The following is a 13,538-nucleotide window of genomic DNA, read 5'->3' as shown; positions in this document are numbered from 1 at the left end:
TGTCAAATATATCGTCGTGACAACGAGACGTTCGCGGCGGCTTGCCGATACGATCGACGCATGATCGAAGCCGCTCGGGAGGCCGCCGGGGAGGCGACTGCCCGAGATGCGACCGCCCGGGACGCGGGCACTCGCGAGGCGGGCACTCGCGAGGCGACAGCTCGCGAGGCGTGGCGCGCCATGCTGGCGCTGACCTTCAGCGGCGAGGCGCCCAGCCGGATGCACACCGTCTGCCAGGCGTTTGATCTCACGCCGGCCGCTTTGAAGATCCTTCTGGTGCTGTCGGGGGGCCCGCGCCCGATGCGCGAGCTCGTCGAGATGTTCCGCCACGACCCGAGCTACCTGACCAGCGTCGTCGACCTGCTCGAGCGCCGCGGCGTCGCCCGGCGCGAGCCGCACCCGACCGACCGGCGGGCCAAGACGGTCGCGATGACCGAGGAGGGCCGACGCGTTCTGGCCCAGGCCCAGGAGATGCTGTCCGTTCCCCCGGCGTCGCTGCAGGTGCTCTCGCCGGATGAGCAGCAGCAGCTGCTGCGCCTGCTCATCCGCGTCGTCGACGCGGAGCCCACTATTCCCACGGCGCTGCGCCCGCGTCCCGTCACGTCCCCATCTGACTGATCGGTTACGCTTCTGCTCCTACTGACCGAGTGACCCCGTCTTCGCTGTCCACAAAAGCGGGATCGTTCCACTGGCGGCGGCGGTCGCCTCGTCGGCAGCGGCCTGGGTGACCGGGCTGGTGAGATGGCTGGGCATGATCTGAGAGATCATCGTGCCGCCGCCGTGGCCGGCCCGCGGACGACCGAGCAGCGCTGGTTCAGAACTCGTACTTCTGCTTGAGCTCGGCGAGCGTGTCGAGGAAGCCGTCCAGGTGTTCGTCGGACAGCCGGTTGTTCACCATCAGCCGGATCACGGTCTGGTTCTTGTTCACCGCCGGGTAGCCGAACATCGGTACCAGATACCCGCGATCGAGGAAGTCCTGCCGGACGCGTACGGCGGTGTGGTTCGAGCCCACCGAGATCGATGTGACGTAGGTCGGCGTGGCGTTGATGGTGCAGCCGATCCCGAGCAGTCGCTCCCGCAGCCGGTCGACTCGGTCGAGGTAGCGTTCCATCACGGACGGGTCTTGTCTCATCCGGCGCAGCACATGGACGATGGCGCCGGCGGTCGGCGGCTGAATGTTGGTGGTGAACACCGACGTGCCCGACAGGAAGCGGAACGCATCAAGAGCGTCGGCCGGTCCCGCGAGGGCGCCACCGCCCAAGCCGATGGACTTGCCGAACGACACCATCAGGAAAGTCGCCCGGCGCAGCTCCTCGTATTCAGCGGCGAACCGGTGGCCGCCGTTGCCGTAGACCATGAAGCCGTTCGCGTCGTCGACGAAGCTGACCGCGCCGAACTCGTCGCACAGGTCGAGGATCTCGCCGACCGGAGCCATCGAGCCGTCGGAGTACACGGTCAAGAATCCGACAACGACCCGCCGGCCGCGGAGGTTTTCCAGCACCTGCCTGAGATCGGCAATGTCATTGTGGCGGAAGTTGATCAGGTTACGTCCGAACTTGAATCGTTCAACGGCCTTCCACATGCTCCAGTGGCTGTCCCGGTCGAGCACGAACACCGTGTCGGCGTTGTCCACGCCGGGCTGGTCGTTGAACGAGAACCTGGCGCTCATCGCGTGCACGAACCCGACGTTGGCCAGCAGCCCGGTGGCGTAGGTGAGCGCCTTCTGCCGGCCGGTGATCTCGGCGACCAGCGCCTCCAGTTCCAGGTGTGGCCGGGCGACGCCCTGAACCACTCGGGAGCCGCCGACGACCAGGCCATAGTTCATCGCCGTCTCGACGAAGACGTTGCGCACGTCCGGGTCGTGTTGCCATCCGAGGATGCCGATGCCGGCGAAGTTGACCACTTTTCTGCCGTTGATGCTTATGACCGCGTCGTTGCGGTCGTCAAGCTCGGGAGTCGCGATCAGTTCACCGCTTCGCCTCGCGCTTTCGACCCATTCGGAGAAACCCCAGCGGGCCAGCGCCGGCTCCGCGGACAAGGCAGTCATGATCGTCCCTCATTTCGGCGAGTTAGGCCCAGGAGTGTTGGCGTCTTCTCGTTGCTCGGTGGTGGAAGGGCAAATGCGAGACCGCTGGACGGCGCAAACAGAGCAGGCCGAGACCAGGTCAGCCCACGACGGGGCCACCGAGTTCGGAGCCACCGAGTTCCGGTCGGTTCAGAGCAGGGTGCCGAGTCGGGAGTCGACTTCCTCGGCGCTGATGCCGAATTGGGCCAGGTCGTAGCGGTGCGAACGGAGGCGTGCGTCTTCGGCCAGCACGGCCGACATGGCCGGGCGGACCTCGTTGGCCAGGTCCCATCCGAGGTGGCGGTAGATGTCGGCGACGACCGCCAGCGGGTCGGCGGTGAACTCGTCGAATTCGACGTCGTAGAATCTGGCCTGGTCGTGTTTGGCCCGCTCCGTGGCGAATCGCGCAAGAGTGCGAGTGGCGAGTGCGAGCAGGGTAGGGCCGATCACCTCGCCCTGGAAAACTGAGGACATGCCCGCGGCAAGCTTGCTCGCCATGCTGCACGCCGATCCCAGTACCGTACTAGCGGGTCTGCGGTGGGTCTGGATCACCATTGCGTCGGGGTAGGTCGCCAGCAGGGCATCCAGACAGGGCATGTGACTGGAGGACTTGAGTACCCAGCGTCGCCCGGGGTCATGCAGCCCGATCAGTTGGAGGTTGCGGCGATGCCGCCGGTACGCTTCGGTCGAGTCCCGGCCTGCCAGCCACGCGGAGTACGTCGGCACGTACCCGGTGAACTCGAAATACGGCGAGACCATCGACTGGCGGGTCAACAGCCAGCACTCCTCGACCTCGCCGGCTTTGCGATTGTGGATGCCCAGGTAGCCGGGATGTTGCTCGACAAACTTGTCGACGCCCCCCTGGACCATCTGGAAGATCGGGTTGGTAGGCCAGGTCGAGCGTGCGGGCCGGGGCTGGGGAGCGTAGCCCAGCCACAGTTCGAGCCCTTGGTTGGCCGAGTCGGCGGTGAGTAGCCGGTGCAGGGTGGTGGTGCCGGTCCGCGGCATACCGACGATGAACACCGGCCTCTCGATCGGGACCTGGGCGTGCTCGGGATGTCTCTGCCACCCGGCCTCACTGAACAGGCGGGCCATCAGGATGCCGCACAACTCGTCCTGGACCAGCTGGACGCCGTGCGGCGTCAGGCTCGCCTCTTCCTGATAGGAGGCCAGGAGCACCTCGAGCCCTTCCAGATAGTCCGCCGGGCCGAAGTCGGTGAGTCCGGTGAGATCGGATGCCGTGGTGTGTAGCTCCTCGATTGTTTGGATCTTGTCCACTGAGTACGCTCCTCTGGTCCGTCAGCAGACGGCTTCAACAAATTCTCGAGATACAACGACCGGTTCCTCCCTGAGGGGCAGCAGGTGGAACCGGCCTTTTCGCGGAGCGTACGGAGGGTGTATAGGGGTCTCCGCGGCTGGCCAGCCGGAAAACATCCAGTTTCCCAGGCCGGCTCTGGACGCCGTGCCCGATGCCGCTCCTGATTTATCCGCGCCGGCGGGTCCCGGTGCAAGATATGGCCGTCGATCCGGATGACAATGCGAACGTCATGACCGCGTCCCTTCCGCAACTGTCGCGAACGTCCTGGTAGGCCATCGGCGGCACCCGTTCGCCGGGTGCGGCAGTCTGGGCAGCTGAACATGCCGGCGAAATACTGGTCTCCACTGACTTCGAGCCAATCATAGCCGATACGAGTGGGTGATCGACGTTCTGCGCCCGGGGCCAGCCATCGACAATTGAGATCGGCTGATACGAACATCAGAGCCAGCACGGCCGTGGGTTGATNCCCCGCTGCTTCGGGCCCATACTTCCTGCCTCGCGGCAACCGAGGTCGCCACGGTCGCATCACGCCNCCCANCCCCCGCCGTTGACAACCTGATGGCCGCGCCTGAAGTGACAACGGCGGGCCCGGCCAGGCGCGTGGATGTCCGGGCATAGAACGGCGGGTAACATTTTATCGCGAACGGGTTACGGCTATAGGTCAGCGCGGACTTGCTGGCCGCGTAAACGCTGCCACCCGGCTCGGGGATCCGGTCGGCGGCGTTACTGCCGATGGTGATGATCCGACCGCCCGCTGGTCATGGATCGGCACCTACTGGACGCTGACGGTGGCGCGGTGGTGGCGCGGTTCCTCGATCTCGTCGAGCAGCGCGATCGCGAAGTCCGCGTACCCGATCCGGCTGGCCGGGTCGCCGTGCTCGGCGACCCGGTACCGGCCGGTGCGCGCCCCGTCGTGGTCGAAGTCCCCAGCGGGAGCGACGTACACCCAGTCGAGTTCGCAGGCGCGCAGCACGTCGAGGCCCGCCGCGTGGCCGAGGAAGAAGGAACGGTACTCGTTCGGGTAGCCGGGCTCGTCCATCAACGCGGCGCCAGATGCCCCCGGCAGGATCGAGGAGAGGCCGACGACCACCAGGCGGCGCACGCCCGCCCTGGCCAGCCCGGTGGCCAAGGCGCGGGACGACGCGGTGAAGAAGTCGTGCGCCGGCGTGGACAGGTCGACCGCGGCGCTGATCGCCGCGTCCTGTCCGGCCGCCGCACGCTCGACACTTACCGCATCAGTGACATCACCCGCAACCACCCGGGCGTCGGACGGCAGGTCGCCATGACGTGCGGGGTCGCGCATCACGGCGGTGACCCGGTGGCCGCGGCGACCTGCTTCGGCGAGAACCTGCCGCCCCGCACGCCCGCCCGCGCCGAACACCACAATGTTCACGGCAACCCCTCTCCCCGTATGCCGGTGCCCTTGCGCCTGCCGGTGCGCGGACGCTATCGGGGATGGCGGTTACCGCGGGGATACCGGCTGGCTGGCTATCGTGAAGCGGTGAGGAAGCCCCTGCCCGCCGACATGTTCGACGAGCTGTGCCCGTCCTCGCTCAACCCGATCCGCTTCGGCGACAAGTGGGCAGCGCTCATCATCCGCTGCCTTGAGGACGGGCCGCGCCGGTTCTCCGAGCTGCGCGTGCCGCTGAGCCGGGTCACTCCCAAGGTGCTCACCCAGTCGCTGCGTTCCCTTGAACGGGACGGCCTGATCACCCGCACCGTCCTGGATGCCAGGGCCACCGCCCATGTCGAGTACGAGCTGACCGCGCTGGGCCGCAGCATGCTGGAGCCGATGGCGGTCGCCTGCGCCTGGGTCGCCGAGCACTGGGACCAGCTCCTCGACGCCCGCGAGGCGTATGACCGCGCCCTCCGCCTCGACCGCGCCGGATGAGGCGGCGTGGCTATCGCCGACGCGCCGCACAGTTCTGGACACATACCGAAACGTGCGGAGCGACGCCGATCCAGCCGAGCGAGACCCACAGCGTGACCGCTACCTCGGCCGTTTCCAGTTCGACACCGGGACCCTCGCCATCTTCGACCAGCGCCCCGACGTCCCCCGCCATCGGCGAACGCACCGGCGTCACCACGACCGCCGGTCCCGCCGGCCGCGCGATCACTCTGCTTCGCGGGTGACGTGCCTGCCCGCATCGTGCATACGGGCGGGCACGGGGCGGACCGGGCAGGCCGTCGGTACCGGAGGCGGCTCCGGCCGGTGGCGGCGCCTGTGTCCCGCCCGCGCGGCCGGTCGAAGGCCGGTGAAACCGGCGTGCAGGGGCGGTGATACCGCCGTTGTCTAGCGTTCTGGCCAGCTCATCCGACGCCTCCCTCGACCCGACGCCCCCGTTGTCGATCCCCCGTTGTCGATCCCCCGTTGTCGCGACACCCCACGGAAGGAAGACGGATGACAGCCATGCCCGCGGTCCAGGCCGGTGGTCTGGTCAAGAGATTCGGCGATTTTCACGCCGTCGACCACATCGATCTCGAGGTGCACCACGGCGAGATCTTCGGCGTGCTCGGGCCCAACGGCGCCGGCAAGACGACGATGCTGAAGATGCTGGCCACGCTGTTGGCGATCGACGACGGCCGGGCCGAGATCTTCGGCGTCGACGTCGCCGCCCAGCCGCACCGGGTCCGTCAGCTCATCGGCGTGACCGGCCAGTACGCCTCCGTGGACGAGGACCTCACCGCCACCGAGAACCTGTGGCTGTTCGGCCGGCTCCAGGGCCTGCGCTCGGCTGACGCGCGCGCCACCGCGCGCCGGCTGCTGGAGCAGTTCGGTCTCGAGGAGGCCGCCGAACGACAGATCTCGGCGTTCTCCGGCGGGATGCGCCGCCGCCTCGATCTTGCCGCGTCCCTCATCACCCGGCCACCGTTGATCTTCCTGGACGAGCCGACGACCGGCCTCGACCCGCGTACCCGCGGCCAGATGTGGGACACCATCCGCGAGCTCGTCAACGACGGCTGCACCGTCCTGCTCACCACGCAGTACCTGGACGAGGCCGACCAGCTCGCCGACCGGGTCTGCGTGATCGACCACGGGCGCAAGGTCGCCGAGGGCACGCCGGACGAGCTCAAGACCCAGGTCGGCGACTCGACGCTGCAGCTTCAGCTCGCCCCCGGCGCTGACCAGGAGCGCGCCCGCGAGGTGGTGCTGCGGGTGCTCGGCGAGGAGCCGGTCACCACGCCCGAGTCCGGCCGGCTCAACGTCCCGCTCGACGTCGCCGACCGGGCCGCCGACGTGCTGATCGCGCTGCGCGGGGCCGCCGTCGCGATCGCCTCGGTCAGTGTCGCCAAACCGACCCTCGACGAGGTCTTCTTCGCCCTCACCGGCCACGGCGCCGGTCCCGGCCACGGCGGCCCGGGCGACGCCGGCGACCCGGGCGACGCCGGCGACCCGCAGACCGCCGGCGGCCCGACCGGAGCGGTACCCGACCAGGACGCGACCGGCCCCGACGACCACGCCACGGAGGTAACTCGATGAACACCGTTCTCGCCGGGCCGTCGGCCGGGCCGGCCGCAGGCGCGCCGCGGCCGGCCTCGGCCGTCGACCCGGCAGCCGCCGTTGCCCGTACCCGGGCCCGCGCCGGGGTGGGGGACACCCTTACCCAGAGCTTCGCGATGGCCTGGCGAGCGCTGAAGAAGATGCGCCGCAACCCGGAACAGTTCTTCGACGTGGCGCTCCAGCCGCTGCTGTTCACCGCGATGTTCGCCTACGTGTTCGGCGGCGCGATCTCCGGCGACGTCCACAGCTACCTGCCGCTGCTCATCCCCGGCATCGTCGCCCAGACCGTGCTCACCACCTGCATGGCCACCGGTACGCAGCTGCGGGAGGACATGGACAAGGGGGTCTTCGACCGGTTCCGGTCCCTGCCGATGTCCCGGATCGCGCCGCTGGCCGGGCCGATGATCGCCGACCTGGTCCGCTACCTGATCGCGGCGAGCCTGACCTACCTGATGGGCCTGATCCTCGGCTACCGGCCCGGCGGCGGCGTGCCCGGCGTGCTCGGCGCGATCGTGCTCGCGGTCCTGACCGGCTGGGCGATCGCGTGGGCGTTCACCTGGATCGGCACGGTCGCCCGCAGCGCCCGCAGCGTGCAGGGAATCTCGATGATGATCCTGTTTCCGCTGACCTTCCTGTCCAACGCGTTCGTGCCGGCGAAGACGCTGCCGGGCTGGCTGGAGACCTTCACCAGGGTCAATCCGGTGTCACACCTGGTCTCCGCCACGCGGGACCTGGCCAACAACGGCGTGCTCACCGGGCAGGTCGGCTGGACGCTGCTCACCGGTCTCGCCGTGATCGTGATCTTCCTGCCGATGTCGGTCGTCAGCTACAAGCGGCACCTGTAGCCCGTGCCCCGGCGATGCCCCGTCGCGGCCCGGTGGTAGATCGGCCAGCCGCTCGGCCAGCCGTTCGACGAGGATGCACGCCTCGTCGAACAGCTGTGCCGGGCGCCGGGCCTCGGCGTCCGACCGGGCTGCCGGGAGTGCGCCGGGTGCCCGGCGCTCGGCGAGCGCCTCGACCCGGGCCCACCCCAGCGACGGGATCGTCGCGATGTAGGAGAAACGCTTCGCCAGCGCGAGCAGCTGGACCGCCTCCCGCACTGTCATCCCGGCCGGCATCCCGGCCGGCATCCCGGCCGGCCGGCCGTCGCGAAGGCCCCAGACGCCGAACGCGAACAGCAGCGTCCCGCACGCCGGATAGTCGATCGTGGCCCGGCTGCGTCGCAACGCGTCGGCATACCGGACGAGACTGGCGCGAAACAGGTCGTGGCCGGTGGCGAGGTCGTCGGCGCTGGCCGCGTGCCAGGCGAAGGCGGCGAGCGCCACCGCGTCGCCGGCCAGCACCCAGGGCTCGACGCCGGTCGTTGCGACGCCGGGCCATCGCAACGCCCGCATCCCCGCTGCCGCGTCCAGATGCTGGCGCAGGCCCACAGCCGTGTCGCCGCGCACGATCGCGAGCTCGGCCCGGCCGATCGCCGCCATCATCGGGCCGCCGTACACGGCCCCGTCCGACGGGTCGATCTGGGCGAGATACTCCTCGGCCGCGTCGAGCCGGCCGCCGTTGACGGCGTCGAACGCCAGCAGCACCCGCAGCTGTGCGACGTCGTCGCGGGCACCGAGCCGTTCCAGGACCGGCAGGGCCGCCTGGGCGTGGGAACGGGCGACGGCGAAATCTCCGCGCCGCATCGTCAGCTCGGCCAGCCGGGTGTGCACCATGGCCGTCAGCCACGGCCCTTCCCGCGGTGTGGCCAGGGCCAGCGTCTGCTCGGCGGCTGCCGCCGAGGCCAGTGCCTCACCGGCGTTCTCGTGCAGATGGGCCAGCCACACCAGACAGACCAGGCGCAGGTGCCGGTCGGCGCCGTCCGCCAGCCGCACGAGCTGTGTCTCGGTGTCCGTGGGCTGCGCCGGGTCGAGGGCGAGCAGCACCCGCGCCGTGTTGGCCAGCCACGGGTCGCCCGCAGCCTCGGGGCCGAGCCGCTCCAGCAGCTCGCGGATCGGCGCCGGGAGAAGCCCGTCCCCCACGAAGATCGCGACCGTCGCCATCGCGGTCCCGGCAGCCACGGCCGCCTGAGCCGCGGCGGGCTGCGGTGTCCAGCCGGACAGCATCGCGGTGACCGCGTCGATCAGCACCGACATCCGGAGGTGCTCGCCGCGGATCGCCCAGAACATACCGAGCACCGCCAGCAGCCGCACGACCGTCTCGGTGTCGCCGTCGGCCACCGCGTCACGCAACTCGTCGGCGAGGTTCGTCTCCTCGGCCGCGATCGCGTCGATCGCCGCGAACTGCCGCTCCGTGACCAGACCCACGCCGTGCCGGGTGGCGTAGCCGACCGCCCAGTCCCGCTGGGCCCGTCGCGCCGCGACCTGCTCGCCGGATTCGGCCAGCCGCAGCCGGCCGAACTCCCGGACCGTCTCCAACATCCGATAACGCACTCCGCCGGCCGGCTCGCGCACGCTCAGCAACGACTGTTCGACGAGGTTCTGCACCGCGTCGACCGCGTTGACGGGATCGGAACCCGCTGCCTCGTCGGCGGGGCCGGGGGCGGCGAGGATCTCCTCCGCCGCCTCCAGGGTAAAACCGTCCGGGAACAGCGCCAGCCGGCGCAGCGAGCGCCGTTCCGGCTCCGCCAGCAGGTTCCACGACCAGTCGATCACGGCGAGCAGCGTGCGGTGGCGGTCCGGGGCGGCGCGGTCTCCGCCGCGCAGCAAGGCGAACCGGTCCGCCAGCCGCCGGTCGACGTCCTCCACCGACATCGCCCGGACCCGAGCCGCCGCCAGCTCGATCGCCAGCGGAAGCCCGTCGAGCCGGTCGACGATCCGGCCGACCACCTCACGGTCGAGCCGGACGGTGGGGCGGGCCGCGGTGGCACGCTGGCTGAACAGCTCGACCGCGTCGGCGCGGACCAGCTCGCCGAGCAGGTAGACCCGCTCGGCACCGATCGCGAGCGGCGCCCGGCTCGTCGTGAGCACCCGCAGGTCGGCGGTGGCCGTGACGAGGAAGGCGACCAGCTCGGCGACCTCGGCGACAAGATGCTCGCAGTTGTCCAACAGCAGCAGGCCCGGCCCCCGCGCCAGTCGCGCGGCGATCCGCGCGCGCAGGTCGGCGCGCTGCGCGGGGGTCAGCACCCGGCGGTCGCCGATCGAGTCGCGGACGCCGAGCGCGGAGCCGACCTCGCCGATCAGGTCCTCGGGCGCCGCCACCCCGACCAGGTGGACGACGTGCACCACCGGCAGCGTGCTGTCCCGGGCGAGCAGATGGGCCAGGCGGGTCTTCCCGAGGCCACCCGGCCCGACGATCGACACCACCCGCGACCGGTCCAGTAACGCCCGCAGCCGCTCGACGTCGTGCTGGCGGCCCAGCAGGGGAGTGGCGTCGTATCGGATCCCGCCCCGGACGGGCCGGTCGAGGGCGAGCAGATCGCGCTGGACCCGGGTGAGTGTCTCCCCGGGGCTGGTCCCCAGCCGTTCCCGCAGGTCCCGGCGGTAGCGCTCGAATCGTCCCAACGCCGCCGCGGGCCCGCGCACCGCGGCCTCGCTGCGTAGCAGGTCGACCAGCAGGTCCTCGTCGTCGGGCTGCTGCGCGTGCGCCGCCTCCAGGAGCCCGAGCGCCTTGGCATGCTCACCTGTACGACTCGTGGCCCGGGCCAACAGCAGTCGGGCCGCCGCCAGGTCGCGGCCGGCCGCCCGGCGCACGCCGGCGAGCGGCCCGGAGCCGTTCACCGGCACCGGCGGCAGCGCCGCGCCGAGGTCCAGCGCAGCGCGGGCCCGCTCGACGGCGGCCCGCGGATCGACAGCGACGAGCTCGGCGGCCTCGGCCACCAGCCGGCCCAGCAGACAGCTGTCGACCTGCGTCGGCAGGAGACCGAGCCGGTAGCCGTCACCGTCGCGCACCACCGCACCGGCACCGCACGCCGCCCTGGTCCGCGAGACGACCACCTGAAGGCCCTTGGCCGGGTTGGCCAACGACCCCTCGCCCCAGATCATCTCGGCCAGCCGCTGCGCCCGCACCGGCCGGCCGGGCTCGGATGCCAGCGCCGCCAGCAACGCCCGGGGGCGGTCGCCCATCACCGGGGTGCCCTCCCAGCGCACCCCGTCCAGGAGCATGAGGCTCACGACCACTCTGATCAGTCTAGAACGGCAGCCAGGAACGATCCGTACGTCCCCAGGAGCGTTGCCAGGGCCGGTTCCGCGGTCGAGCGACATGGTCCGGGCGACGGCATGGTCCGGGCGACGGCATGGTCCGGGCGACGGCATGGTCCGGGGCTGGTTCGTTCGGGCCGCCCGCCGAGCACATCGCCATGACGAACCTCAACGAGGTGAATAAGTGGATCATTCTGCCGTATGGCCGCGGAGTTGATCACCGAACCTGGGGTCGGTCCTTCTCGCTCCGGTCGACATGCGATCCTTGGGGACGAGAGATCAGGACTCCCGCTGAGCGAGGTGATGGGTGGGCAGCCGGAACCGGGAACGACGCAAGGCAAAACAGAAGGCCCGCGCGAACCGTGTCCGCGCCCAGGCGCCGGAGTCCGGGGCAGGGGCCTTCTACCAGGAGGAGCGCGGCCAGCGGGAGATGTTTCGCCGGATCGCCGATCAGCTGGTCGCGGCGGCGCTGAACGCCCAGCTCGCCCGGGATGAGGCGGCACTGGCCGAGTACGTGGAGTTGCTCGTCGCCGCGCCGGGCGGGCCGGCCGGACGCCGAGTTGTCAATCGGTCCCTGGCCGGGTGGTTCGACCGCACCGTCGAGGCCGCCTGGCAGCGCGGCTGGCAGCCGGCTGACGTGCACCGGATCGTGAACCGTCAGGCAGGCCAGCGCCAGGCGCGACTCGCCGTCGACGCCATCGCCGGCCAGATGCGGCAATACGCGGCCGCCACCGTCGACGAGCGGTGGAAGAACCAGCTGTATGATCTTAACGCCGTTCTGTGGTGGGAGGATGACGGCACCTGGCTGGACGCCTGGGGTGACCGGGAGGGCCGGGACCGGGCGGAGGCGCTTGCCGACACCCTTGGTCTGCTCACCCTTCTGCACACCCTTCCCGCGATCGAATCCCTGTGCCCCCCGCCAGGCACCACACGACGCGACCCACCAGGTCGCCCCGCGGGACGCGGCCACGGCCAGGCGGACCCGGGCCACCGGGCCGGGGCCGGCCGGAGCGCCGACCCACGCATCCTCGACAAGGTCCGGGCGCTGCTGGCGAAGGCCGAATCAACCGGGTTCGCGGACGAGGCTGAGGCGCTGACCGCCAAGGCACAGCAGCTCATGGCCCGGCACAGCATCGACGAGGCGCTGCTCGCGGCGCGGGAGGGAACCCGCGACGAGCCGGCCGGCCGCCGGGTCGGCGTCGACAGCCCTTACGAGGCGGCCAAGGCCAGCCTGCTCGACGTGGTCGCCGGTGCAAACCGATGCCGTTCGGTGTGGACAAAGAACCTCGGGTTCGCCACGGTGATCGGTTTCCAGCCTGACCTCGACGCCGTCGAACTGCTGTACNNNTCGCTCCTGGTCCAGGCGACCGCGGCGATGATGCAGGCCGGGTCCCGCCACGGGCGGTCCCGCACCCGGTCGTTCCGCCAGTCGTTCCTCGCCTCGTTCGCGGTCCGGATCGGCCAACGCCTGACGGCCGCTACCGAGCAGGCCAGTGAACAGGCCGCGGTCGAGGCGGGCGAGAGCCGGCTGCTGCCTGTGCTCGCCGCCCGTGGCGACGCCGTGAAGGAGGCAGCCGAGACGATGTTCCCGCAGGTCGTCGCCCGGGCGGTGAACGCGACCGACGGCGAGGGGTGGGCGTCCGGCCGGGCCGCCGCTGACCTCGCCTCCCTGCACACCTACGGCGAGGTGACCACCGCCCGGTCCCGATAGCCATGGCGCCGGAGCCGGCCCTCGCCTCACCGGTCACGCGATCATCCTGTTCGGGGCGGGACAGGCCCGCGTGCGGGCGCACCTCGCGCATCCGCTGGGAGTGAAGGGCTTCGCCGTCTCATGTGGGGGGNGGGAGTTTCTTCCGGCAGGTGATCGTGGCGGCCAGAGTGAGGAACCCGAGGAAGTTCCGGCCATCGCGTTCGTAGCGGATGGTCAACCGGCGGTAGCCATCCAGCCAGGAGATCGTTCTCTCGCCTTTCCACCGATGCCGGCCGAGACGTTCGGTGCTGTCCACCGTCGTGTTCACACTGCCCGCCGGAGACGCACCCACCTGGCTGGACGCGCGTCAGGGCTGTTCGCCGCGCGCTGGATCATCGACATACCCGGGGGGAGCTCACTCGTCGAGTTCGTAATCGAACCAAATGTGGTGGGTGTCGTCGGAGTCGATCTCCATGCCGCCGGTGCCGCGGATGCCGGTAAGAGCGTGTCTCGCGTGGCCGCTCCGGGTACATATCGATCATGGATGTGTTGGGGAGCAGCCTNGCCGGGCGGCTGGTCCCGGACGAGTTGNGGGAGCTGGTGGAACCGCTGCTGCCCCGGTTCGAGGCCCGCNGGCAGGGCGGTGGGACTGCCCCGATCGAGGATCGGGCGGTGTTTACCGCGGTGGTCTACGTGCTGACCTCGGGGTGTGCTTGGCGGCATCTGCCGTCCGAGTTCGGGGTGTCGGTACCCACGGCGCACCGTCGGTTCCAGGCGTGGACCCGGGCGGGTGTCTGGCCTCGACCGCACCGCAAGATCTTGGA

General features: G+C 70.5%; 9 protein-coding genes and 3 pseudogenes. 6 read left to right on the top strand and 6 right to left on the bottom strand.

Features of this window, described 5'->3' with window-relative positions; genetic code table 11:
- The first annotated feature begins 60 nt into the window (after positions 1-60).
- Positions 61-618 carry a MarR family winged helix-turn-helix transcriptional regulator gene (locus tag ALLO2_RS12780; protein ID WP_035732334.1) on the top strand — a complete coding sequence of 186 codons (558 nt, stop codon included), beginning with the start codon at positions 61-63 and terminating at the stop codon, positions 616-618.
- Between the two features lie 196 nt (positions 619-814).
- Here ALLO2_RS12780 and ALLO2_RS12775 read toward each other — a convergent pair whose 3' ends face one another.
- From ALLO2_RS12775 to ALLO2_RS12765, 4 genes and pseudogenes are all read right to left on the bottom strand, one after another.
- Positions 815-2,047: a pyridoxal phosphate-dependent aminotransferase family protein gene (locus tag ALLO2_RS12775; RefSeq protein ID WP_011436447.1), complete on the bottom strand. Its 1,233-nt coding sequence runs from the start codon at positions 2,045-2,047 to the stop codon at positions 815-817.
- A gap of 168 nt (positions 2,048-2,215) precedes the next feature.
- On the bottom strand, positions 2,216-3,343 hold the full coding sequence (locus ALLO2_RS12770) for a sulfotransferase (protein ID WP_011436448.1): 1,128 nt from the start codon (positions 3,341-3,343) through the stop codon (positions 2,216-2,218).
- Between the two features lie 702 nt (positions 3,344-4,045).
- Positions 4,046-4,138, bottom strand: a pseudogene (locus ALLO2_RS28255) (oxidoreductase); the annotation flags it as partial.
- Positions 4,139-4,155: 17 nt separating this feature from the next.
- On the bottom strand, positions 4,156-4,776 hold the full coding sequence (locus tag ALLO2_RS12765) for an NAD(P)-dependent oxidoreductase (protein WP_011436449.1): 621 nt from the start codon (positions 4,774-4,776) through the stop codon (positions 4,156-4,158).
- Between the two features lie 108 nt (positions 4,777-4,884).
- Here ALLO2_RS12765 and ALLO2_RS12760 point away from each other — a divergent pair, with 108 nt between their 5' ends.
- The 3 genes from ALLO2_RS12760 to ALLO2_RS24465 all read left to right on the top strand — a co-directional run bounded on the left by ALLO2_RS12760 (position 4,885) and on the right by ALLO2_RS24465 (position 7,730).
- Positions 4,885-5,274 carry a helix-turn-helix domain-containing protein gene (locus tag ALLO2_RS12760; protein WP_011436450.1) on the top strand — a complete coding sequence of 130 codons (390 nt, stop codon included), beginning with the start codon at positions 4,885-4,887 and terminating at the stop codon, positions 5,272-5,274.
- Positions 5,275-5,784: 510 nt separating this feature from the next.
- On the top strand, positions 5,785-6,864 hold the full coding sequence (locus ALLO2_RS12750) for a daunorubicin resistance protein DrrA family ABC transporter ATP-binding protein (RefSeq protein WP_011436451.1): 1,080 nt from the start codon (positions 5,785-5,787) through the stop codon (positions 6,862-6,864).
- Positions 6,861-7,730, top strand: coding sequence for an ABC transporter permease (locus ALLO2_RS24465; RefSeq protein ID WP_011436452.1), 870 nt, complete (start codon positions 6,861-6,863; stop codon positions 7,728-7,730). The genes ALLO2_RS12750 and ALLO2_RS24465 overlap by 4 nt, the downstream gene beginning before the upstream one ends.
- 1,851 nt (positions 7,731-9,581) lie before the next feature.
- Here the strand turns inward: ALLO2_RS24465 and ALLO2_RS28250 are convergent.
- Positions 9,582-10,868, bottom strand: a pseudogene (locus ALLO2_RS28250) (BTAD domain-containing putative transcriptional regulator); the annotation flags it as partial.
- Between the two features lie 463 nt (positions 10,869-11,331).
- Here ALLO2_RS28250 and ALLO2_RS12735 point away from each other — a divergent pair.
- Positions 11,332-12,735, top strand: a complete 1,404-nt coding sequence (locus ALLO2_RS12735) for a DUF2786 domain-containing protein (RefSeq protein WP_035732327.1) — start codon at positions 11,332-11,334, stop codon at positions 12,733-12,735.
- Positions 12,736-12,853: 118 nt separating this feature from the next.
- Here the strand turns inward: ALLO2_RS12735 and ALLO2_RS28245 are convergent.
- Positions 12,854-13,018, bottom strand: a pseudogene (locus ALLO2_RS28245) (IS5/IS1182 family transposase); the annotation flags it as partial.
- A gap of 245 nt (positions 13,019-13,263) precedes the next feature.
- Between ALLO2_RS28245 and ALLO2_RS12725 the strand changes: the two are divergent.
- A partial coding sequence (locus ALLO2_RS12725) for a transposase (RefSeq protein ID WP_232235068.1) occupies positions 13,264-13,538 on the top strand: 275 nt, incomplete at its 3' end.

Origin of the sequence: Frankia sp. Allo2 (assembly GCF_000733325.1) — a bacterium.
Classification (GTDB): domain Bacteria; phylum Actinomycetota; class Actinomycetes; order Frankiales; family Frankiaceae; genus Frankia; species Frankia casuarinae.
This window is presented reverse-complemented; position numbering and strand designations above follow the sequence as displayed.